This is a genomic window from Dyadobacter sp. HNCC25DJ183 (genome assembly GCF_056895175.1).
Map to the genome: position 1 here is coordinate 49,004 of NZ_JBXHAP010000010.1, position 23,950 is coordinate 72,953.

Genomic DNA, 23,950 nt, shown 5'->3' on the forward strand with positions numbered 1-23,950 from the left:
TATAATCCAGATTTGGCACAAAAAAACCGGCTCCTGTTTTTGGATCCGGTGGGGTATATATGAAATGCGACTTTCCTTAATTAAACCAGCTCGCTTTCGTATTGCAATCCGATCTGTGCAGAAGGGAAGCTCACTACTTTGTTGAATTCTGAAACCGCCTGATTCACTTGCCGTTGCGAGATACCGCTATATTCCAGGAGCAGCATTTTTGCCTGTTGGGCTGTGGAACGCTTCATTTTCCAGTACTGAGGATGATTTGTTCCGATGGGTGTGCGAAAGAACTTCTCTTTGGGTTCTTTGATTAAAACTTCGTATTCAGTGTTGAATTGCGGATTGTCATTAAGGAAGTACCCTTTCACTACTACTTTAACTTCTCTGCCACTTTTAAGGTAAAAAATCTTCTCGTGTATCATAACGGTTGCGTTTAAGAATTTCGGAATGGTTGAATGTTCTGGCGGCGACGTAAAAACCCAAATATTTTATCAAAATTTTCGTACCAGCCAGTGAATTATATTTAATACAAACATTACCACACGATGCTGTTTTCCATCAAAAAGTTTAGCCAACGGTAGAATATGTTAGCCAGCGGCAAATTTTCAGGAAGTTTTGGGTAAAAAACATACACAACAAATTGACTGACAGCCGCTAAAATATTTTTCACTCAACAATGTGACCTATGAACTGCGCTGTATTGTCGAGGATTTTTCCACCGCGCCGCAAGCCCAGTCCGCACGCTTCCCCCACATGAAAAACACCCGCCTGGTAACTCTTTCCTTCCTGGTCCGTCGGAAATGGAAAATATTCCTGGTAGATTTTCTTCTGCTCGCCGTACTCGCCTGCCGCAGTTTCTATCACGTCGCCGCCTTTTTCCAGTATCGATACATTCGCTCCCTCTCTGCCGAACAACACCTTGCTTACCGACTGCTTGTGCGGGATCGCATAGCGTTCGGTCTGCAACAAATGAGGATGGTACGGATACAGGTCCCATAACACCTTCAAAATGTACTTGGACTGAAAAAGCAATGTATACGCCGGGTTCAGCACCACTGCTTTCCGGTTCCTGACAATTTCAGTCAGCATGGTCGCCAGCTCGGGCTCATCGAAACCAATGTACTCCCAAGGCACCAGCTTAAACCAAAAATCGAATCGTATGAAATTGCCGGTTGTAGGATCCTGAAAAAAGATTCCCTCGCCATTTGAAAATTCAACATCATCGATATACGCAAATTCGGTATCAAATCCTGCTTCCTGTGCGGCGGCAGCAAGTACTGCCACGTTTGTTTCGTCCTCGGGATAATCCCGCATGGTCGAAAAAAGTATAGAAGGAGTCAGGTCAGGGTTCACTTCTTTAAGGTACCTGAACTGATCTGCCAGGCTTTCATATAAAGTATTGAACTGCTGTGCCTCGTCAAGCCCGTTCATTCTTAAATGTGCCCATTGTACCACCGCAGTTTCCGGAATGCAGGTTGCGGTATCTGCATTGAATTCAATCAGTTTCACCTGATCGTTCCCGAATCCGCCGGCAAGATCAAACCGACCGTATAAGTGAATGTTCCGCTCATCCTCCCACGAAAGTTTGATCAGCTCGATCAGGTTTTCAGGAATGCCGAGGTCCTTGAATAAATGATTGTCGATCACGTACTGCCCGGCTTCCACAAACATTTCGTATAAAGTATTGGCCGCCGCATAGTACTGCGCAGCCTGCTCTTCACTAACTACCGCTACCGCATTCACCACATAAGGAACTGTGTCAGTACCCAACATCCAATCCCAGCCTGCTTTTTGGAACGCCCGTTCAGGCCCGTCCACCAATGTTCTTATCTCAACCATAATCAAATTTTTACCCGCCGCTTCTGCCTGACGACGATCTTCCAAAAAATCCTTTTCTGCCGCTGCTCGGCCTCGAACTTACCGTCCGCGTGGTGCGTGAGGCGTCGACCTGCCTGAATGTACTCTGGGATTTGTCATAGGTAGACGGATTGCTGTAAAATCCCCGCGCCGCTGACCCGCCTGCATTGCGGTAATTGTTCATATATCCATTGCTGGAGTTGCGTCCGAGCAGGTAACCCATTCCGCCATAGAGCAGCATGGAAGATAACCCGCTATGATGCCCCACGGAAGACTGATTCGTACGGATTTCCTCATCGATAAGCGCCTTCGCTGCCTCGGGGCTCAGTTTATCCGTATGTCCGTCAAGGTAAGTTACGATCGCGCCTGAGCTGTCGGGTGCTACGTTTTCCTCGTCGGTTATCTTGAACTCACCGGGCTTTACTTCCTTGATATGCGACCGGATACCTTTGGTGTAACTTGTCTCTTCATAGCTGTAAGCCTCCTCGTCTTCCCGGTTGGAAGAGCAGCTGCCCAATGTCATTCCCGACAGCAATGCGATAGCGAGCGCGCTGCCGATACTGATATCTTTCACATGCTTGATGAAAGAGCCTTTTTTGATTTGTGTCATATTACCCTTTGGTTTCTTTACTGACAATTCTTAAAAATACGCTTTTACTGCTCCCGCGGTGTGCATTATCTTGCGAGTGGCGTGATTGAGTGTGTGTAAATCCCCTATTACTTTACGAGCGGTTCTGTTTGTTATTGTTAAAAACAAAGGCACAACCTGTGACCAGATCGTGCCTCACTCATGTTTGTACGTAAAGAACTATGCCTTCTTGGCGATTTTTTCCAATGCGCCTACCAGCCTGTCCAGGTCACTTAATTTGGTATAAACGTGGGGGGTAACCCGAACACAATGGATATTTTCCCAATTGATGCCCACTGTGTGGATCTTGTGATCTTTTATCAGCTTGCTGTCAACTTCTTCGGGCTTCATTCCGTCGACGCTCACACCGGCAATCGCACATGAAAATTCGGGTTTAAGTGAAGTATGGATTTTGACACCCGGGATCTGTGCTGCCTTTTCTGCCCAGTATTTTTTGAGATAATGCACCCGCTCCTGCTTGCGTTTTGAACCAATTCCTTCCTGAAAATTGATCGCTTCGCCAATTGCCTGTTCAATGGGAAAACTTCTGGTACCCAGCGTTTCAAATTTCCGGATATCGCCACTTTTGGGCTGACTGTTGCAAAGCAGCGGCCAAATTTTTTCAATCTTATCCTTCTTGATCCACATCATTCCGCTGCCGACGGGCGCACTCAAAAATTTATGCAGGCTTGTACCAAAGTAATCGCAGTCGAGATCAGGGATTTTATAGTCGAGCAGTCCGAAAGTATGTGCACCGTCCACTACCACTTCAATGCCTTTTGCATGCGCCATCTGGCAGATCTTCTTCACCGGCATAATCTGCCCGACCCAGTTAATAATGTGGGTAACGTGAATAATTTTGGTTTTAGGGGTAATCGCATCCGCGAATGCTTTTACGATTTGATCGTCATTTTCAATGGGAAAATCGAAAGATAGTTGCTTGTAAACCAACCCGTCGCGCATTTGCCGCTGCTTCCAGGCCTGGATCATATTCGGATAATCCTGAATGGTCCCGATAATCTCATCCCCTTTTTCGAGCGGCAATCCGAAGATGATGGTATTCAGTGCCTCGGTCGCATTTCTGTTGATCGCAATCTCCTCAGGATTACAACCTGCCAGCCCTGCGAGCCGCTGGCGCAGCGGCTCCCGGCCTTTATCCATAATGCGCCACATGTAGTAAGAGGGGCCTTGGGCTGCCGCTTTGTTGTATTTTTCCAAAGCTTCCTGCACCGCGATCGGAGAAGGCGACACGCCGCCATTGTTCAGAATGATGATTTCGCTTTTACTGGCAGTATAAGCATCCTGGATCACCGACCAGTAATCTTCGTTATTATTGCTGTCTGGTTTCCAGAACCGTTCTGCATTGCTAAACTGCTCGGCGTGGATCTCGTTGAAAAGGCTGTCGACACCAAAAGCGCCCATACCGAGGGCTGCGCTCTTTTTAAAAAAGGACCGGCGATTGTTCATAAAAGTGGCTTAGGGGGAATAGTAATTGAGTCAGCTACAATTTATTAATAAAATGCAGCAATCCCAATCAATCCATTTCCGGGTCACTCTTCACGGTAGATTGCAGCATCCATTCATAAGTATTGTAAGGCTCCGGCATACCCAAACTATCCAGTTGCAGGTACATTAAATGCACGTGCGTAGGCGATCTTTGTTTGTATGCATTGTAGCCGCTCCTGCCCATTTCGGCTATTTTGTCGCCTGCCTTCACGCTTTGTCCGGGCTGTACTTCGACGATATTATTGTGGGCATAATAGAAAAGTCCGTCCAGGCAGGGATCATAGATCCAGATCCAGTTGCCGCCACGCAGCTCACTATCGTACTTCCAGCCCGTTTCGGTGGCCAGCACAATGCCCGAGGTAAATGAAAGTATATCAATGGGTTTCCACGTGCGGTCATCGAGATTATCCTGGTCCTTGTCGCGCACGAACAAATCGTGTGCGGGGTGACTGCCTGCTACTTCCCGGTCGAAGAGATCGAATCCGTTCGGCCGGTAACCCCGCCCTCTTGAACCAATGGACTCACGTGGGGAATATCCTTTGACAGGATAAACGAAATATGCGGAATCTATCCCCCGGCAGGTATCCGGCTTCACAGCCTTTCTGATATTGACCATTACTTCGGAAAATGCTTTTCTTGCCGAATCAGGTGAAATGGCGCCGTCCCTGATATCGAGCTGGATCTGGTTAAATGCTGCGCAATACGCTGCCAGGTCTTCGGAAGACTCACTTTTTTTGATAAAAGCTGAAACACTGATGATCAACAGCAAGCCCGCTGCTCTTTTTATTGTCATCAAAAATAATTTTGTCATGAATTCTTTCCCCGCTGCCTGTGCCAACTGGGTAGTTGCCTGTTTTTACAAATTATATCTTACAAATGTATTTCTATTTACATTAAAAAGGATTTATGCTTTTCTTTAAACCCGGAACACTAAAACTGAAATCAAATGCAATACCGTCGTTTTGGACGCACTAATTGGCAGGTGAGCGAGATAGGTTACGGCATGTGGGGCCTCGCCGGCTGGTCTGGCTCCGACCGTAAGGAAACTGATGATTCGCTCGATCTGGCAGTAGCATCGGGCGTTAACTTTTTTGATACAGCCTGGGGCTACGGCGAAGGTTTGAGCGAGCGCATATTAGGTGAGCTTATTAAGAGAAATGCAGGTCGCAAGCTTTATGCTGCCACCAAAATTCCGCCTAAAAACCGCCAGTGGCCTTCCCGGCCTGAGTTCAGGCTAGCCGACGTTTTTCCCGCCGACTACATTATTGAATATACCGAAAAAAGCCTGCAAAACCTCGGTACCGAGCAGATTGACCTGCTGCAATTCCACGTCTGGGAAGATGCCTGGGCGCAGGAAGATGAATGGAAAGAAGCAGTTCAAAAGCTTACGCAGCAAGGGAAAGTGGCAAACTGGGGAATCAGTATTAACCGCTGGGAGCCGGATAATGCATTGGAAACCTTGAAAACCGGCCTGATCGACGCAGTGCAGGTAATCTACAATATCTTTGACCAGGCACCGGAAGACAATCTTTTCCCGCTTTGTCGCGAGCTGGATATTGCCGTGATCGCGCGGGTTCCTTTTGATGAGGGTACATTGACAGGCACTTTGACAAAAGATACTGTATTCCCGGCCGACGATTGGCGCGCTACCTACTTTGTGCCCGAAAATCTCCATTCAAGTGTTGAACACGCAGAAGCTTTGAAAGCGGATATACCGGAAGGAATGAGCATGCCTGAGCTTGCATTGCGATTTATCCTCAACAACCCGGACGTACATACGACGATCCCGGGAATGCGGAAGCTGCCGCACGTGCGCTCTAATGTAGCTGTGAGTGACGGAAACCTGCTTTCACCAGAGGTAGCCCAAAAAATGAAGATTCATCGCTGGGACCGGAAGCCAACAGAGTGGTCTCAATAGCACATAAAAAAACCGACCCGGATATCAGGGCGGTTTTTTTTATGTGCATTCAAATGGATTAACGATACAATTTGCTGTCAATCGAATATTTGCCCGGACCTGTGAAGAACAGGGTAAGGTAAGTGATCAAAAAGGAGACTGCGTGTTCTTTCTTGTCGAAAGGATCGGCACCGTGGACGATGAAGACAACTACTATCATCGTAAAAATGAGCGGGACCAATGCAGCTCTTGTAAACAGCCCCAGAATAACCAGAATGGAACATACGAATTCCGCAAAAATAGTCAGGATGTAAGACAGCTCCTCTCCTATCCCGATCGGGTCGGCAAAAGAATGATCTCCGCCCAGAAAACCCGAAAGTTTGGCATAACCGTGTGTCAACATCAAACAGGAGATACCCACGCGCAGGATCAATACTCCGAAATCCGCAGGTGCGGGCAGCTTAATGGGTTTCAAAAATTTTTTCAGCATAAGTAATTTTTTGAGTGAATGACGGACAGCCGCTATCCTTTGCGGCTGTCAATATCTTTTTGGAACCAAATAACGGAATAAAGGCACTACTTAGTTTCTAAAAAAATTTCGTGAAGCCTGGTTAGCAAATTTTTATATGCCAAGTAATAATTTTAGATTTACCTAAATTTAAGATCAGGGATGGTTAAATAAATATTTTGAATACTTTATGAAGCTACGCATACTATTGATTTTCATTGTACTTAGTGTATCGGCCCGGGCGCAGAATACATTGAGCGGAAACATTTCACTCGAAAACGGGCAGGAAACCGCCTTTGGTGCTTCGGTTTACATTGACCAGCTAAAAACGGGTACTACTGCCGATACACTCGGAAATTTTCGCATTCCCAACATTCCTTCCGGCGTATATTCCATTCGGGTAAGCTACATTTCAATGCCGACGGTCGTTGAGAAGAATGTCCGGATCGAGCGTGATCTGGTGAAGAACTTTGTGCTGAAATCCGGTGCAAATTCGCTCGATGAAGTTGTAATAAGCGGCACGATGAAGGAAGTTTCCAAACTGGATAGTCCGGTACCAGTGGATATTATTACGGCCAAATTCATTTACAAAAACCCGGTACCAAGCATTTTTGAGGGACTTAGCTATGTAAATGGCGTACGTCCGCAACTGAACTGCAACGTGTGCAACACCGGCGATATCCACATGAACGGGCTCGAAGGTCCATACACAATGGTACTGATCGACGGTATGCCCATGGTAAGCGGACTTTCTACGGTATACGGCCTGTCCGGTATCCCCAACAGCCTGATTGACAGGGTTGAGATTGTAAAGGGTCCGGCGTCAACACTTTACGGTTCGGAAGCAGTAGGCGGGCTGATCAATATCATCACGAAAAATCCTTCGAAAGCGCCTGTATTTTCGGCAGATGCATTCAGTACCAGCTGGCTGGATTACAATCTGGACCTCGGTGTAAAACTTTCCCCCGCTCAGAATGTGAATGCGATTTTGGGGCTCAATTATTTCAATTATCAAAATCCGCTGGACAATAATGGCGATGGATTTACTGATCTTACCCTGCAAAACAGGATTTCGGTTTTTAACAAATGGTCTTTTAACCTCAAAAACAACAAACAAGCCAATGTTGCCGCGCGGTACTACTATGAAGACCGCTGGGGTGGACAGATGAACTGGAACAAGTCCTACCGCGGCGGCGACGAGGTATATGGCGAAAGCATTTATACTTCCCGGTTTGAGTTACTTGGCAATTATCAGCTTCCGACACAGGAGAAAATCACACTTCAATATTCATTCAGCTCGCATCACCAGAACTCGGTTTACGGGAATGTACCTTTTCTTGCCGATCAGAAAATCGCATTTGCGCAGCTGCTTTGGGATAAGGAAATCGGCAAGCATAATTTGTTGATCGGCTCTCCTTTCCGATACACTTTTTATAATGATAACACCACTGCAACCAGGTACCTGGATGGTCAGGACCACGCTGACAAGATTTACCTGCCGGGTTTCTTTATCCAGGATGAAATCAAAGCGGGCGCCCATGCATTGCTGCTGGGAGCGCGGTATGATTATAATAGTCGCCACGGAAGCATTTTCACACCGCGCGCAGCTTACAAATTCAAGTTTAACCAGACGGACGTGGTCCGGCTCAATGTGGGCCGGGGCTTCCGGATTGTCAATTTATTTACCGAAGATCATGCTGCATTGACTGGCTCGCGGCAGGTGATTGTTAAAGAGGCACTGAATCCGGAGCAGAGTTGGAATGCCAATCTTAACCTCGTTAAAAAGATCGTGACGGGAAATTCATTTGTCGGACTTGACGCATCGCTGTTTTACACGCATTTCACCAACCGCATTTTACCCGACTACGATACCGATCCGAACCAGATTATTTACGACAATCTGGACGGGTATGCCGTGTCAAAAGGTATCAGCCTGAACCTGGACTTCAACTTTTCGTTCCCGCTGAAAATAATCGCGGGTGGGACTTTAATGGACAATTACCAGGTTGAAAACGGATCAAAATTCCGTCCCGTTTTAACAGAAAAATTTACGGCTGTGTGGTCGGTCAGTTACGAGATCCAGAAGGCGGGAATTTCGTTCGACTATACCGGAAACATGTATGGACCAATGCGTTTGCCTGTATTAAGCGAGATGGACCCGCGGGCGCGGAGATCGCCGGTGTGGTCTCTGCAAAATATCCAGGCCACCAAGAAGTTTGACAATGGCATAGAAATTTACGGAGGTGTCAAAAATCTGCTAAACTTCACGCCACCTGCGAATTCCATTGCCCGATCCAATGATCCATTTGACAAGAAAGTACAGTTTAACGACCGGGGCCAAGTGATTGCCACACCTGAAAATCCGTATGGACTTACCTTTGATCCCTCTTACGTTTACGCTCCGAATCAGGGGCGCAGGGTCTTCCTTGGAATGCGTTATACATTGCATTGAAACACCTGAATGGTCGCGTCAGGAAATGGAAAGAAGTGGCATGTTTATGATTTTTCAAAGAGTAAAAACATATACAGTATTGATATTCATTGATTTGAATATAGATTGATTGTATATTTGTCTCATTAATTATTTAACACTACTTAATTATGGCATTAACGAAACAGTTTGTAAAGAGTAAATCTGTTTACAAAGTAACATTTACAGTTCCTGCTGAGGCTGCTGCCGAAGCGAAAAAAGTTGCCCTTGTTGGAGAGTTTAATGAGTGGAATCCAGAGGCACTTGTACTTAAAAAGCAAAAAGACGGATCATTCAAAACGAGCCTTGAACTAGGTGCAGGCGAACATCAGTTCCGCTATATTCTTGATGACGAGAAGTGGGAAAATGACTGGGAAGCAGATAAATACGTCCCAGCTGGTGTAGACGAAGCGTCGGAGAATTCAGTAGTTGTTTGCAGCTAATTTGGCTGTCGGCTGTCGCCAATAAAAAGGAACCCGGAAGTAGTAGATCACTTCCAGGTTCCTTTTTATGTCATTTACCTTTGTCACCCTGAGCGCAGTCGAAGGGCACGTGCGAGAACTTCCCGCACATGCCCTTCGACTGCGCTCAGGGTGACAAATTATTTAAGCCTGTACCAGCAGCTAACAGCTCTCAGCCGACCACCGAAGTCCCCCTAAACCACAAACGCATCACTCTCCACATACGCCTTAATCAGTGCGTCTTCGCCTTCTGCGCCGGCTTTGGAGTTACCGTGTTCCATTCCCATGATGAAAGATTTATTTTCCTTCTTGCTGCGGTCGTAGATGTATTTGAAAATGTTTTTGTAGTTGATCTCGCCCGTAGTCGGCTCTTTTCTGCCTGGCTCATCGCCGATCTGGAAGTAATCGATCTCACTCCATGTTTTATCGATGTTGTAAATCAGGCGGCCTTCGTTTTTCTGCATGTGGTAGATATCGTAAAGTATCTTGCAGGATTTACTGTTAACACCGCGGCAGATCTCGTAAGTCTGCTCGGAAGTACGGAGGAACAGGTTTGGACTGTCACTAAGTGGTTCCAAAACCATCACCAGCCCGTGCGGTTCGAGTATCTCGGCGCCGCGGCGCAATGCATCTATTACATTTCCGGTTTGCACACCTATCGGCAGGTTTCTTTCGAAATCGCCGGGCACTACCGTCATCCATTTTGCATTTACGCGCTTGGCAACTTCAACCGCTTTTTTACATCCATTCAGGAAAATATCGATATACTCCTGCTTTCCTGCTGCCAGCGTGTTAGCTCCATTGCCGCCTTTGTCAACCACGAAAACGCCCATTTGCATGCCGAGGCGCGTCATTTCCTTCGCGATTTTCTCTTGCTCCTGCACTGGTCTGCCCATCATACCATTATCTTCCAGCGCCATAAATCCATTATCAGCCATGAATTTCAGCTGATCAATCACATCTTTTCCAGCTTTGTTCTGGAACATTCCAAAATGCGGTGCGTATTTAAGCTTGAACTGGTTTTTGGCAGTGGGAGCAGTTTGACCGGCAAATGCAGTTTCAGCTGCAACTGCGGCTCCCGCGAGACCTAATGTAGATTTTACAAAATTTCTACGAAGCATATTTTTCGTTAGTTATGTTTAGGATGTAAAGAAATTGGAAAAGACAATTTACCTCAAAACTGCCTCTATTATTTTAAAAAGCGTTTTTAGACTAAGATCTGCGACGTCGGCGACGCTCTTTTTTAGAAGCTGGCTTGGCAGGTGCTACCTCAGCCTCTTCTACTTTCGGCTTAGGGAAATAGGGAGCAAGCTGTGCCTTTATTTCTTCCCGGAATGCATTTCGTACGCCATCCAAAGCAGCCTCTCTTACACCTCCGGCGAGCCTGTCTTCGTTCAGCAGCTTGACAACCGCCTCTTCACCCGGCCAGCTCGCACCCAGGAATTTGGCTGCATTCTCCCTCACCTGCGCCGATTCGTTCGTATTAACCGCCATAGAACGCAGCAGGTAAACGGATTCGCTGCTGCCTACTGTTTGGAAAGAAGCAAGGAGTGCGATCTTTTTGGCATCGTTCAAAGCTGCCAGCTTATCATTCACATAGCTGATACCCGCTTGTTCAAGCAGCAATGCACCGGCATCTCTTCCCAGCACGTCGTCTGATTTTTCAATAGCCATTTTCAGCAGTCTGTCATTTTCCGATTCGAGCGCATACCTCGTCATCAAATCAATGTAGTGCTCGGTACCATAAGTTTCATCGAGCAGCTTGTTGAGCGCAGTCAATCCTTGCTGGGAGTTGGTCACGAAAGATTTGTCCAAATGCAGCAATGCAAGCTTGCTTACCTCAATGCGATCGCTGGAAGGCACAGACAATACATTAAGCAGCGCCTGCGACTTTTCATAACCTGCCCGGAAAAAGTCGAATGCACGGAAATACCTTAACCGGCTTTTGAAATCAACAGAAGTATCCGCAGCGGCCTCGGTCAGGTACGGAATAGCCTGGCGCGTGCGAGCCAGCCAGACAATATCTTTTCCCGCGTCGGTTGCAGTTGGTTTACCTTTTTGTCTTTCGAGCCAGGCCGGAAAAATTCGCTCCCATTGATCGAATGCACCAATACTTAAAGCTTCAACAGTCCAGCGGTCATTTCCTTTATACTGTTTCGCCAGCTGCAACCATACATCCAAAGCTTCATAGGTATGGTTATGGTTGATCGCGAGCGCGCATTCTCTTCTTACCTGGGGATCAGGATCGGAAGTAAGTCTCTTGATATATTCTGTTGGATCACTGTTCCGCTGTCTTACTGCACGCAATGCGGTTATTCTGATATTCGGGTTCAGATGGCGGAACCCGATATCCAGACTTCTGTAATTAAAACCTTCAATCCGGTTCAAGACCCACAATGCACGTGCGCGCAGCTTTGGATTTGCATTATATTGATTAAATAATTCTTCCAGATAAGGCTCCGCAGCCCAGCCATGTTTTACACAAGCGTTCCAGGCGAGGTACCGCATCGACAGGTTAGGACTTTGAAGCGCCTTCACTGCTTCTTCTGGTTTGCTCAGATCAAAAACAGGTATTTTATAAGGTGTACCTTTTGGCGCTATCCTGAAAATCCGCCCCCTACTTTTGTCTTTCATTTTATTAGAGCCGATTACAGGATCATACCAGTCAGAAATGATCAGTGAACCGTCAGGTGCAACACAAACGTCAGTCGGCCTGAACCATTTATCGCGGGTACCTTCCACGATCGGATCAATTCCTTTCGACTTATACCCTGCCCCGTCATTCTCTACCGGAAATGCACTTACATAACGCTGGCCGGCATCGGCGAGCAGGATCTGGTCCCAGTAGCGCCTTGGCAACAACTCTCCTTCGTAGATGGTCATACCCATCGGAAAGCCCGAACCCGTTTCCAGCAGATTGGGTATTACGCCCGGATCATTCTGGTGCCAGTGACGGCGCGGCACTTCGTCTTCAAGGTTCGTGCGGTTGAGCCGCCAGCTTGCGCCCGTCATTTCATCTATATATCCGAAGTTTCCGTTTTCCATTACGTATGAAACCCTGTCGCCACCGTTGCCAGGCTCTTCCTGGTCCGACTGCCACATAGTCCCGTAACTATCCACTGCTACTTCAAAACCGTTGCGGAAGTTCTCCGCCATGATCTCCACTTTGGTAAAATCCTGTTCACAGCGAAAAACCACCCCTTGTTTGAATTGACGAAAATCAATGGGTCTTTCATATTTGTCCAGCAGCGGCCTGTCCTGACCATCAACGAGCTGCCTGCCTGCATTTCCGAAATTGAAGTAAAATTTCCCATCCGGCCCGAAAACAAATGCGTGCACACCTGCGTCACTCTGGGTACCGCCGATCCCTTTGAACAAAACCTCTTTGGTATCTGCTTTATCGTCGCCGTTGGTATCTGTAAAAAGCCAGACGTACGGACTTTGCGAAACGATCGCCTTATTGCCCATTACCCAAATACCAAGCGGCGCGTTGATCTCCGGTCCCTGGTAAAAAACTTTGGTAACATCGGCTTTCCCGTCACCGTCTTTGTCCTCCAAAATCATGATCCTGTCGCCCATTCCGAGCTCAGACTTACCGTTGACTGCCGGCCGGTAATTGTAGGCTTCGCAAACCCATACCCTGCCCCGGTGATCCACATCGATATTGATCGGATTGATAATGTTCGGTTCAGATGAAAAAAGGGATGCTTCGAGTCCGTCGGCCACTTTCAGGCCTGCCACTGCATTCCTGGAAAACCGCTTTTCAGGTTCAGAGAGCAATGCATAAGCGCTGTCGGGACTGATAACAGCCACAGAGTCAACAGCTGTCGAATCGGTAACTTGACAAAACCCGTAAGCAGGAAGGAGGAATGTAACTACGGTAAAAAGGAATGCAGACTTAAAAGAATGGAATGGTTTCAAAACGGCCTCGGATGATTCAAACTCTCAAAAAACATTTAAAAATACCTGATGTTTCCTGAATAAGGAAGAGAAGTTTTGAAAAGATACAAGAAGTAAAATAAGGTTACAGAGGAGAAAAGCACAACTTACCCCGGCCGCTTTTGAGGGTCCAACCTATTGTCGAAAATCGATAATAACAGTATACTCTCAGGCTCAATCACGAAGAAAATAGAAGTTTGTGGAGATGCTACGCAGCGCCTGATCTGCGTTTTGGGCTCAACAACCGGGAATTGAAGTGGACTTTGTCGAACTCTCTCAATCTGATGGTCAATCTCAGATAGAACTCTTAAAGCAATTCCTTCGCTCCAAGTTTCAAAGAGATATTCAGTTAAAACCTCATAGTCAACAATGGCACGATTGGTCCAGTGTATTGCTGTCACTGCCCTCCGGCCTTTTGTTGCATTTCGGATATTTTCCGGTCGATACGCTGACGAGCCTGAAAGTTATCAAACACCTTTCCCTCATTTCTGTCTTTCAGCCCCTCAGCTATCCCGAAAAGCGCTGCTTCAGGGATAATAGCTGATTCTTCCGGTTCAAATTCAAAATAGAATTTGTAGCCAAGCTCAGTCAACAACTTTTCCAGTTGAGGAATATCCTTATCGTCTTCAATTTCAACTCTTACCGTGTTCATAATCTGAATTTACTAAACTTTTTCAAGTTCATGCGCTTACCAGGTAAGTTTCAACTCAGCAATATATCGTGTCACCCTAACCCAACCCCTTACTTCTTCTTCAAACCACTCAGATAATCTACCAGACTGACCAGCTCGTCGGTTGTCATGGCGTCCTGCAAGCCGGCGGGCATCATGGAATCTTTGAGCTGCTTCATGGATTTCACTTGCGACATTTTGTATTCCTGCGTCGATCCGCCCGGGAATTTGAGGATCAGGTCTGTTTCTGTTTTGCTGGCAACGATACCCGACACGACAGAACCATCTTTAAAAGTTACTTCGAAGCCTTCATAGCCAAATCCGATCCCTGCGCTCGGCTCGAAAATAGCCGAGTATTGCGCTTCCTTCGGCAGTTTGCTCCCGATTTCCGACAACTTAGGACCGAAATCCATTCCCTCCCCATTCACCTGGTGGCATACCGAGCAGTAGTTTGTAAAAATCTGCTTACCCTTTGCTGCATCGCCTTTCATTCCGATCAACTCCTTGGTTTCCGGGTGCTTGCGTGCGGCAATTGTAGCTCCGTCCATGTATTTGGCTGCCTCCATTTTCACCGATTTCCGCCACGCGCCGCTCAATCCTTTCACTGCCGCAACTTTCACCTCCCCGGTGAGCTTACCGTCTTTAAGAAGTTCCAGTATCTGATCCTCCCCGCTCATCGTACCGCCCAGTGACTTGGCAGCTACAATGCGCTGCGACAGCGGATACTTGTCATCCGTCGCAACCTTCTTCAAAATTTCCAGCGTCTCTTTTCCGCCTGCCGATTTGAGCGCAGCAAGTATCTGCTCGCTTTTTGCATTATCCCCTCCCTTAATCGTACCCCAAACAAGGTCCGAGCCGCCCTGCTTCATCAGTTGGGAAGCCGCAGCAGCACCATTCCTTGTTGCCGACTGGCTCACCGCCATATCCAGTAAACGCTGGTTTTCAGAAGCTAACTCGTATTTTGTTACCAGTTCAAGATAGGCCGGAGTACCGTACGAAGTATCCAGCATTTTTTTCAAAGCCGCCATTGCTTCTGTATTTTGTTTTACAAAAGCAGGGTCGAGGTGCCGCAATGCGAGCTCATTTACCTTTTCCTGTTCCGGCGCCGAACCTTTCATGATTTTTAGCAAGGCGAGTGATTTTTCATTAGGCGCTTCATTGAAATCGAATGCGCGGAAATAACGCAGCCGGCTTTTCAGGTCCACATTCGGATCACCAGCGAGGGATGCGAGCAGCGGCAGAGATTCTTTCCCGCGCGACCGCCAGACAATGTCCTTGCCCGCCTGGGTTGCTATCGGATTTGTACCTGCTTTTGCTTTCCAGGCTTTGATAAAACTATCCCATTGTCCATCTGCACCAATACCCAGTGCTTCCAGGTACCACCGGTCTTTTCCATCGTACTGCCTGGCCAGTTCTGCCCACAGTTCAGCGGATTGCGGCGAATTGTTATGATGCAGGATCAATGCGCATTCTCTACGAACCTGCGTGTCTTTGTCTTTGGCCAAAATCCTGATATAACCTGTTACATCTGCTCCTTTTACTTCACTTGCAGCCCGCAAGCCTGCAATGCGCATATCCGGGTTTAGATCTTTAATGGCCAAATCGATATTCTTTTTGCTTGTGGCAGGCCATTTACTCAAAACCCATAAAGCACGGGCGCGCATCCTGTAATCTGCCTTTTTATCTTTAAACAACTTCTCCAGAGCAGGGACAGTCTGAGCCTGCATTTTCTCCAATGCATTCCAAGCAAGGAAGCGCACCGAAAGGTTAGGACTTTGCAGTGCCTCTACCGCGCCTGCTGCTGTTGAGAAATCTGCCTTCTTGATGCGGTAAGGTGTATTTGCCGGAGCAATGCGGTAAATTCTGCCACGCTGCTGGTCACCTGCCTGGTGGCCGCCTACGCCCGGATCATACCAGTCTGATACGATCAGAGATCCGTCTGGTGCTACGCAAACATCACTTGGCCTGAACCACTGGTCTCTTTTCCCGTCGACAATATTCACCATTTTGGCAGTGTAACCCGCGCCTGATTTTTCAACCGGATAGGAGCGCAGTACATTGTGACCAGGCTCGCAGTGGATCATTTGACCATAAAATTCCTTCGGCAGCAGCTTGCCTTCGTAAACTACCATTCCCGTAGGGGAGCCCGAGCCCGTCTGAAGAAGATTAGGCACCACGCCAGGGTCATTCAAATGCCAGTGGCGATACGGAATGGAATCTTCCATGTTGGTCCGGTTGGCACGCCAGCCTGCGCCGGTCACTTCGTCTGTATACCCGTAATTTCCGTGTTGCATCACATAGTTGATCCGCACACCTTTATTTCCGTCGTCATCGTTGTCAGACTGCCACATGGTACCATAGCTGTCGACTGCCACTTCATAGTTATTCCTGAAATTATTTCCCAAAACCTCGATATTGGTAAAATCGGGATCGCAGCGAAAGACCATTCCCTGCTTTAATTTCTTGAAGTCAATTTCCTGACCGTTTTTGTCGACGATCGGCTTTCCCTTACCGTCGAGCAGCTGTCCGCCTTCATTTCCAAAATTGAAATATAGCTTCCCGTCAGGTGCAAAAACGAATGCGTGCATACCATGATCGTGCTGCTCGCCCCCAACTCCTTCAAAAAGAACTTCTTTCTTATCAGCCTTTAAATCACCATTTTCATCTGTAAAAAGCCACACATAAGGACTTTGTGAAACCACCACTTTATTGCCCATTACCCAAATCCCAAGCGGCGCATTGATTTCCTTTCCCTGATAAAAAACAGTGCTTTTGTCCGATTTCCCGTCTCCGTCGGTATCTTCCAGAACCATAATCCTGTCGCCCTCATTTTTGGTCGGGTTTCCATTGATCGCCGGGCGGTAATTGTAAGCCTCGCAAACCCAAACCCGGCCCAGCTCATCGACATCAATGTTGGTAGGATTGGTGATCATCGGCTCCGATGCAAACAATGTAGCTTCCAGTCCATTGGTTACCTGTAAACCAGCCACTGCGTATTTGGGCGACCGTTTTTGAGTCTCCGTAAGATCTTTATAAAGACTATCGAGCGTGGCGCTCTGTAAAGTACTTGGATTGGACCGCTGGTAAGTAGCGACGGTCAGACCAGCCAGCAGGCAGGCTGCCGGAAATAGTATCAGGGATTTTTTTAAGTTCATGGGGTGAAATCGTGGTGATCCGGAAAGCCGGACCCTATTGTGTGATCCTTACATTAAAGATTACTATTTTTAGAGTATAAGAGACAATCCACCTGTCATTTACTATCATGAACAAGACTTTTTTTTCCATCATCGCGGCCGCTCTGGCACTACCTGCAGCAGCTCAAAAAATTCCTTCGCCTGACATTCAGATCAAGACTGCTGTCCTCGCTGCACCCTCTGAAAAGCAGGCTGGCGCGAAGGTTTATGGCTACTCGTCAGACGGAACGTTTACTGTACTTCGCGAGGGAACAAACGACTACGTGTGCCTGGCTGACAATCCGAAAAAGGCTGATATCGGCGTTTCCTGCTACCACGCTGACCTGGAACCATTCATGGAACGCGGGCGGGTGCTGACGAAGGAAGGTAAAAACGCGAAGGAAATATTCGATACGCGGGAGAAAGAAGCAAAAGACGGAACACTGCGCATGCCCAAGCAATCTTCCACGCTATTCGTACTGTCCGGAACAATGGACAACTACGATGCCGCTACGGGGAATCTGAAAAACGGCTACCTGCGTTACGTGGTTTACATTCCGTTTGCTACTGCCGAAAGTACCGGTCTTCCATTGAAACCCGATGTAGCCGGAATGCCCTGGATCATGGATCCCGGAACGCACCGCGCGCATATCATGATCAACCCGGCAAAACCCTGAACGGGACGCGGTTACCCTTTCATTCCCTTTTGCTAAGCAGTTTGCGTTAGCTTAAATTTTATCGCGCCAAGTGATAGGTTTAATCAGTTTTAAAAATTTACTTTGCATTTCAAAGTACTTTCTAAACAGCAGCCTATGAAAACTACACCTACCAGTGCGCCTGAAATCCCGGAAGTTTACGAAACCAATGTTCCTCATGAAGAGCGCTCGAATGCATCCCCAGCAGCTGACTTTGACTACTTCATCGGGTTAGGTTGCCTCGCGCTAAACGCTGCCGCGCTCGTCCTCTCACAAAAAGGTGTGTTTTTCAATGATGTGCTGCCGGGCTCATTCATTCTTCCGTTTGCGGTTTCGGTAGTTTACCTGGTGATGCTCTTAGCCAAAGGGAAAGTACGGTTCATTTGGAAAAAACAGCCTGCCGAGTATCTGCCGCACCGTTTAGTGCTGGGTTATGTGTGGCTGGTCAGCTGTTTTACATTCAACCGCGCCTTGCCCGTTTTCAATGATTCGGCAGACTGGCTGAGTGTATTGATCGTCATTTCAGCTTTCAGCGGTATTTGTTTTGCCTGGGAAAAGGCGCTTCCCTCATTTCTCAGAAGCACATTGTTCTTCCTTCTTGCGGTAGCTGCAGTTTTATGGTGCTACTATGCCATTTACCTTACCCGGATCTATTTGGCCAGTCTGATCTTTCTGCTTTTCCTGGGTTTATCGGCTCACAGTTTCATCCCGCTCCTGCTTGCGATTTCGCATATCAGGTTACTGCGCGCTGCATGGAACAGCTACCGGTTGCCGATTTTGGCCGGCCTGATCATTCCGCTGCTTCTTGTAACAGGTTACTGTGTCCGTTGGGATATGCTGAATGAAAAGATCCGGAACCAGATCCTTGAAAACTCCATCCGCGACGATAGTGATCTGCCCAAATGGGTTTCGTTGGGGCAGGTTATTGATACTGACCTGATTTCTAAACAGATCATGATGGGCGGTTTGGTATACCAGATGCCCGGGGAGTTTTTAAGTTTTTCCCCGAATACGTTGAACCTGGAAAAGCTAACACAGCATGATCCGCTCGTGCTGATCGCCTCGCTTTTTTCAACTAAACCTGACCTTACACAGAAAGAAAGGATCAGCTTACTCGATGTTTTATTTGGCACCAGGCATTTTACCCAGGAAAGATTATGGTCGGGCAGCGATCTGGTGACTGCCAGCGTGCTTACGAATGTAAGGCTATATCCCGAGTTCAGGCTTGCCTATACCGAGAAAACCATCAGCATTCAAAGCAATGCATCCTCCAAATTCCAGCAAGAAGAGGCATTGTTCACCTTTCACCTGCCGGAAGGTTCGGTAGTGAGCTCGCTTTCGTTGTGGATCAATGGAATTGAGCAGAAAAGTCACTTAACTACACAAACAAAAGCCGAATCTGCTTATAAAACCATTGTAGGAATAGAAACCCGCGATCCTTCTGTGGTGCATTGGCAGGAAGGTAATACGGTAAAATTGAAGGTTTTTCCATGTACAAGTGTTGAAAACCGGAGGTTTAAAATCGGCATAACATCGCCGCTTGCATTTGAAGCGAATCAATTGATTTACGAAAATATCTGGTTTGAAGGTCCAACTGCCGAGCGTGCGTCAGAGCTTTTGTCGCTGAACTTCTCCGATGAACCCGGCAACATTCAATTACCTTTCAAGACACAGATGAAAGATCGTAAGACCGTCGTGTTTAATGGAAAATATCAGCCCGCCTGGAAAGCCAGGTTCGCTGCGCCAGCTTTGTCGGAGGCGGTGTTCCAGTTCAATGGAAAAGCGTACAAAGCAGCGCCCATTCAGGCCGCCACGGAAGCTTTCACACCTGCTGCCTTTTACCTGGATATCAACAAAGCCTGGTCCACAGCTGAGTTTGACAAAGTCCTGGAACTGACCAATGGAAAGCCAGTATATGTTTTTGACAAAAAAATGGAGTCACTCACAGCCGGGAACAAGAATGCAATTTTTGAAAAATGCGCGACGCTCAACTACTCTCTTTTTCCCATTCACCTTATTGAAGACCGGCACAATGCACTTTTGATCACCAAAAGCGATGGAAGCTCGCCAAACCTGAAAGACCTTGCGGGAAGTGGATTTTCAAAATCCATCGCCAGCGATAATCCATCAGTAAGGCTCCGCACCTTTGATCTTGGCCAGGAACTTTCCCCTTATCTCAAAACAATGCAGGAGCTGCGGATGATCAGAAATGAGCAAGCGAGCCTGACGGCAATTGAGAAAATGCTGGCATCGAAGCAGTTTCCGACAGATCCTGAATCTGACCAGGCTGCATTGAAAATTGGAAACTCCGGAATGATCATCGTGGAAAGCGACGAACCGGTCCAGGGTACCGCGCCTGATCACCTGCTTCGGTTATACGCTTACAACCACATCATGCAGCAAATCGGCCGGACTTACCTCAACGGTCAATATCAGCAAGATTCAGCGAAGTTATCTTCGCTGGTACAAGAAGCAGATCAGGCGTATATCGTCACACCAGTATCCAGTTTGATTGTGTTGGAAAGTCAAAAGGACTATGACCGCTTTGATATCAGGAAAAGCAAAAAAAGCCTGGACAATGCTGCACTGAAATCTTCCGGCGCAGTACCGGAGCCACACGAGTGGGCCCTGATTATCCTGTTTGCATTGCTGGCCACCTATTACACATTCAGGAACTATGCACGCTGGTAAGAAGTACCTGCCCGTATTTTTTTTCGCTGCATATGTGATGTTGTTTGCGCCTTTTATTGCGCGCGGCTATTTGCAGGCGGACGCTACCAGCCTCATTGGCGCGGGATTGATCCCATTTGTTTTACAACAAAAAAGGTCGCCTGGAAAAGGCATTTTCCTCGGTTTATTGGTTGCGGCATTGATCCTGGCCTGCTTTTTCCGGAACGAACAGACTTTCCGGTATTTGCTGCTGGTATCCGCTGCCTTGTTTGCAGTCCGGTACTTTTACGGAAAGATCAGCCTCTTGCTAGTCGCTTTGCTTGTGATTATCTCACCGCTTTTCAGGTACGTTTCCGAAGTTTTCACATTTCCGATCCGCCTGAAACTGAGTGAATGGGCGGCTGCTATGATGCAGGCAGGTAACATTCCGGTAACTGTCTCAGGAAACATTATTGAAATGAATGGTGCAGGGTTCTCGGTTGACCCGGCTTGTATGGGACTTCAGATGACCGGCTTTTCACTTCTTGCCGGCATTTTCCTGATCGCGCACGAGCAACGCAGAACGCAAAAAACAGTAAAGCCCGCTTTGCAACCAGCGATTCTGATCGCTGCCTTTGTGCTCAATATTTTCAGTAATCTGATCCGAATTGTAACACTGGTAGCTTTTCAAATCAGTCCCGAAAACCCGCTGCATGATTGGGCGGGCATCATGTGTTTGCTTGTTTACGTCTGGGTTCCTCTTTCGTTACTGGTCAGGTACCTGCATGCAAATTACGGCACAATAACCTGCCTGGATAAGCAGCCGCAATGGGAACCTGGCGGCAAGGCTATACTGGTCCATTTTGCTGTACTGGTCTGCTGCATTTATTGTGTGTTCCATAACCCTCCTGTTTCTGCAAATGCGAAGGCCGCGACGGTAACCATTCCGCAAGCTTACAAAACGGATTTGATGAAAAATGGGGTGATCCAGTGCAGGAGCGAGCAGGCACTTATTTATATTAAACCCATTGCTGCATTTTTTACAACCGAACACAACCCCGCCATTTGCTGGACCGGCTCGGGTTACGAGCTAACCGCTATCCGGGAGAAGTACTTTGGGAACAAGAAAATTTACGTAGGCACACTCAGGAAGGGAAGTGACCATCTGCAGACTGCCTGGTGGTTTTCCAGCGACCGTCATATTACCATCAGTCAGCTTGACTGGCGCTGGAAAGCAATGCGGGGCGAAGGTAATTTTCAGCTGATTAACGTCACTGCCGAAAGTGAGCAAGACTTAAATTTGGCAGTGCACACGTGGTTGAAGGCCATTTGAGGGTATATTACGCCTACCGCAGCCTTTTCGATGAAAATCTGACCCATGAAAACGATCGCACGGATTCTTACAGCCTGGAGCCTTACCTTACTTCTTTTCCCTGTTATGGCACAAACAGAAACCATTAACCTTTGGCCGGAAGGCAAGGTACCTAACTTTAAAAGCAGCAGCATTCAGGAAAAATCCGAGACAGATGCGCAGGGTATTCTCAGGATCAGCGGAGTTACCGTTCCTACGATCACAGCTTACATTGCTCCCAAAGAAAAAGCGACCGGCGCGGCGGTGATGATCTGTCCGGGCGGCGGTTACGGGATTTTGGCCGCTTCCCACGAAGGCAGCGACTTTGCCAAATGGTTTAACGACCGGGGCATCTCCGCATTTGTACTGAAATACAGACTGCCGAATGAAAAGGCAATGGAACACCAGCACGAAGTCCCGTTGATGGACGCCATGCAGGCCATGAAGCTAATCCGCGACAATGCAGGAAAATGGAATATCGACAAAAGTAAGATCGGTGTAATGGGCTTTTCAGCCGGTGGCCACCTCGCGGCAACCTTGTCAACCCACCACAATATGGGACCGAAAGCTTCACCCGCAGCAAAACCCGACTTTTCTATTCTGCTATATCCAGTCATCTCTTTTCAGCCCGGAATATCGCACGGCGGCTCTCGCGACAATCTGCTGGGCCCTGAAAAATCGGAAGAGCTGATCAAATATTACAGCAACGAATTGCAGGTGAGTGAACAAACGCCGCCAGCATTTCTTGTGCATGCAATGGACGATACCGGCGTGCCCGTTGAAAACAGCATTGAGTATTATCTTGCATTGAAAAAGAAGAAAATACCCGCAGAAATGCACTTATATCCAAAAGGCGGCCACGGTTACGGCATGCGCACGGAAGGAAAAGGCTCGCTTGCCAACTGGCCCGCCGCAATGGAAGGCTGGCTTAAAGCAATGGGATATATGAAGTAGCTGAACACAAATGACCGCATTGAACCGTTTTCTGGTAAATCAAAAATACCTGCTGTTCCTCTTTCTTGGAATAGCCATTTTTGCAAGTCTGCAATCTTACCTGTCGCCGATGAAAAGCTTCGTAGAAGGCGGCAGGCTCTACACTACCTACAATAACTACATTATATTCAAGCAGTCCTTCTTTCATTTCATCGAGGGAAAAGACCTTTACATTGAATATGTGGAAGAGCAGGGCGATTTATTCAAATACAGCCCGACCTTCGCGCTCCTCTTTGGCGTTTTCGCTGTGCTCCCCGATGTACTGGGCCTCTCGCTTTGGAATATCCTGAATGTGGTGGTACTGCTGTATTCGGTGTATTATTTACCAAAGATCGACCTCCGCACAAAGGGTCTGATCCTTGTTTTTGTTGCAGTTGAAATGCTTACTGCGGTACAAAACGAGCAGAGTAATGCATTGATCGCGGGGCTGCTGCTTTTCACATTCGGCGCACTTGAACGCAGAAAGTACTGGCTGGCTTCCTTTTGCCTGGTATCTACGGTTTACATCAAACTTTTCGGAATTGTCGGACTCGCGCTTTACCTGCTGTATCCTGACAAATTAAAGCTCACTTACACCACTGCGTGCTGGATTGTCCTTTTCACTATCTTCCCGTTAGTGGCAGTTGATACTGAGCAGTTTGTTTTCTTGTACAAGAGCTGGGGAAACCTTCTGAGTAATGACCATTCTATTTCAGACGGCATTTCGGTGATAGGCTGGCTGCGGACTTGGTTTGGTTTAACATTAAACAAAACCTACGTAAGTGTTGCCGGTGCGGTCCTTTTCTGCATTCCCTTGTTGCGGATCAATGCGTATTCCACTTTCACTTTCCGGATTTTAATGCTCGCTTCTGTGCTGATATGGGTGGTTATTTTCAATCACAGGGCCGAGTCACCGACCTTTATCATTGCCATTACAGGTGTTGCATTATGGTATTACAGCCAGCTTCCAAATAAGGTGAATTACATTTTGCTGATCCTGGCACTCGTGTTTACGGTCCTGTCACCTACTGATCTTTTCCCAAAATACATCAGGAATGAATGGATGAAGCCGTATGTGGTGAAGGCAGTACCCTGCATATTGGTGTGGGCTAAATTACTTTTCGATCTGACTGCCGGCAAGCTGCTGCCGCGACATTTTGAGGCAACAGAAAATACTCAATAG

The 23,950-nt window shown here is 47.5% G+C and carries 18 protein-coding genes; 8 read left to right on the plus strand and 10 right to left on the minus strand.

Annotated elements, in window-relative coordinates:
• Window positions 1-80 precede the first annotated feature (80 nt).
• From AC1XTG_RS23360 to AC1XTG_RS23380, 5 genes are all read right to left on the minus strand, one after another.
• Window positions 81-413, minus strand: a complete 333-nt coding sequence (locus AC1XTG_RS23360; protein WP_056291284.1) for a hypothetical protein — start codon at window positions 411-413, stop codon at window positions 81-83.
• A 244-nt stretch (window positions 414-657) separates the two neighbouring features.
• Window positions 658-1,830, minus strand: a complete 1,173-nt coding sequence (locus AC1XTG_RS23365; protein WP_484843645.1) for a glutathionylspermidine synthase family protein — start codon at window positions 1,828-1,830, stop codon at window positions 658-660.
• A gap of 10 nt (window positions 1,831-1,840) precedes the next feature.
• Complete coding sequence (locus tag AC1XTG_RS23370) at window positions 1,841-2,458, minus strand: Cj0371 family chemotaxis-regulating polar lipoprotein (RefSeq protein ID WP_484843646.1); 618 nt, start codon at window positions 2,456-2,458, stop codon at window positions 1,841-1,843.
• A gap of 198 nt (window positions 2,459-2,656) precedes the next feature.
• Window positions 2,657-3,943, minus strand: a complete 1,287-nt coding sequence (locus AC1XTG_RS23375; RefSeq protein ID WP_484843647.1) for an aminotransferase class V-fold PLP-dependent enzyme — start codon at window positions 3,941-3,943, stop codon at window positions 2,657-2,659.
• A 67-nt stretch (window positions 3,944-4,010) separates the two neighbouring features.
• Window positions 4,011-4,775 carry a M23 family metallopeptidase gene (locus AC1XTG_RS23380; RefSeq protein WP_484843648.1) on the minus strand — a complete coding sequence of 255 codons (765 nt, stop codon included), beginning with the start codon at window positions 4,773-4,775 and terminating at the stop codon, window positions 4,011-4,013.
• Window positions 4,776-4,928: 153 nt separating this feature from the next.
• Between AC1XTG_RS23380 and AC1XTG_RS23385 the strand changes: the two genes are divergently transcribed.
• The gene (locus tag AC1XTG_RS23385) at window positions 4,929-5,900 is read left to right on the plus strand and encodes an aldo/keto reductase (protein ID WP_484843649.1); all 972 of its coding nucleotides are present in this window, start codon (window positions 4,929-4,931) and stop codon (window positions 5,898-5,900) included.
• 58 nt (window positions 5,901-5,958) lie between these two features.
• Here the strand turns inward: AC1XTG_RS23385 and AC1XTG_RS23390 are convergent, their stop codons facing one another.
• A complete protein-coding gene (locus tag AC1XTG_RS23390; protein WP_484843650.1) occupies window positions 5,959-6,369 on the minus strand; it encodes a DoxX family protein in 411 nt (136 codons plus the stop codon).
• 208 nt (window positions 6,370-6,577) lie between these two features.
• On the opposite strand from AC1XTG_RS23390, the gene AC1XTG_RS23395 reads away from it, so the two are divergent.
• Both AC1XTG_RS23395 and AC1XTG_RS23400 read left to right on the plus strand, forming a co-directional pair.
• Entirely contained in the window at window positions 6,578-8,839 is a 2,262-nt protein-coding gene (locus AC1XTG_RS23395) for a TonB-dependent receptor (protein ID WP_484843651.1), read from the plus strand.
• 149 nt (window positions 8,840-8,988) lie between these two features.
• The gene (locus AC1XTG_RS23400) at window positions 8,989-9,300 is read left to right on the plus strand and encodes an isoamylase early set domain-containing protein (RefSeq protein WP_056291297.1); all 312 of its coding nucleotides are present in this window, start codon (window positions 8,989-8,991) and stop codon (window positions 9,298-9,300) included.
• 212 nt (window positions 9,301-9,512) lie between these two features.
• On the opposite strand, the gene AC1XTG_RS23405 is transcribed toward AC1XTG_RS23400, so the two are convergent.
• From AC1XTG_RS23405 to AC1XTG_RS23420, 4 genes are all read right to left on the minus strand, one after another.
• On the minus strand, window positions 9,513-10,439 hold the full coding sequence (locus tag AC1XTG_RS23405) for a hydroxypyruvate isomerase family protein (RefSeq protein WP_056291299.1): 927 nt from the start codon (window positions 10,437-10,439) through the stop codon (window positions 9,513-9,515).
• 91 nt (window positions 10,440-10,530) lie between these two features.
• Window positions 10,531-13,239, minus strand: coding sequence for a PVC-type heme-binding CxxCH protein (locus AC1XTG_RS23410; RefSeq protein ID WP_484843652.1), 2,709 nt, complete (start codon window positions 13,237-13,239; stop codon window positions 10,531-10,533).
• 415 nt (window positions 13,240-13,654) lie between these two features.
• The gene (locus tag AC1XTG_RS23415) at window positions 13,655-13,909 is read right to left on the minus strand and encodes a hypothetical protein (protein WP_056291301.1); all 255 of its coding nucleotides are present in this window, start codon (window positions 13,907-13,909) and stop codon (window positions 13,655-13,657) included.
• 89 nt (window positions 13,910-13,998) lie between these two features.
• On the minus strand, window positions 13,999-17,082 hold the full coding sequence (locus AC1XTG_RS23420) for a PVC-type heme-binding CxxCH protein (protein ID WP_484843653.1): 3,084 nt from the start codon (window positions 17,080-17,082) through the stop codon (window positions 13,999-14,001).
• Window positions 17,083-17,189: 107 nt separating this feature from the next.
• On the opposite strand from AC1XTG_RS23420, the gene AC1XTG_RS23425 reads away from it, so the two are divergent.
• The 5 genes from AC1XTG_RS23425 (at window position 17,190) to AC1XTG_RS23445 (ending at window position 23,950) form a co-directional block, all read left to right on the plus strand.
• Entirely contained in the window at window positions 17,190-17,777 is a 588-nt protein-coding gene (locus tag AC1XTG_RS23425; protein ID WP_484843654.1) for a hypothetical protein, read from the plus strand.
• A 135-nt stretch (window positions 17,778-17,912) separates the two neighbouring features.
• The gene (locus AC1XTG_RS23430) at window positions 17,913-20,486 is read left to right on the plus strand and encodes an XrtN system VIT domain-containing protein (RefSeq protein ID WP_484843655.1); all 2,574 of its coding nucleotides are present in this window, start codon (window positions 17,913-17,915) and stop codon (window positions 20,484-20,486) included.
• Window positions 20,473-21,777, plus strand: coding sequence for an exosortase N (gene xrtN / locus AC1XTG_RS23435; protein WP_484843656.1), 1,305 nt, complete (start codon window positions 20,473-20,475; stop codon window positions 21,775-21,777). The genes AC1XTG_RS23430 and xrtN overlap by 14 nt, the downstream gene beginning before the upstream one ends.
• Window positions 21,778-21,822: 45 nt before the next feature.
• Window positions 21,823-22,749, plus strand: coding sequence for an alpha/beta hydrolase (locus AC1XTG_RS23440; protein WP_484843657.1), 927 nt, complete (start codon window positions 21,823-21,825; stop codon window positions 22,747-22,749).
• A 10-nt stretch (window positions 22,750-22,759) separates the two neighbouring features.
• Window positions 22,760-23,950: a glycosyltransferase family 87 protein gene (locus AC1XTG_RS23445; protein WP_484843658.1), complete on the plus strand. Its 1,191-nt coding sequence runs from the start codon at window positions 22,760-22,762 to the stop codon at window positions 23,948-23,950.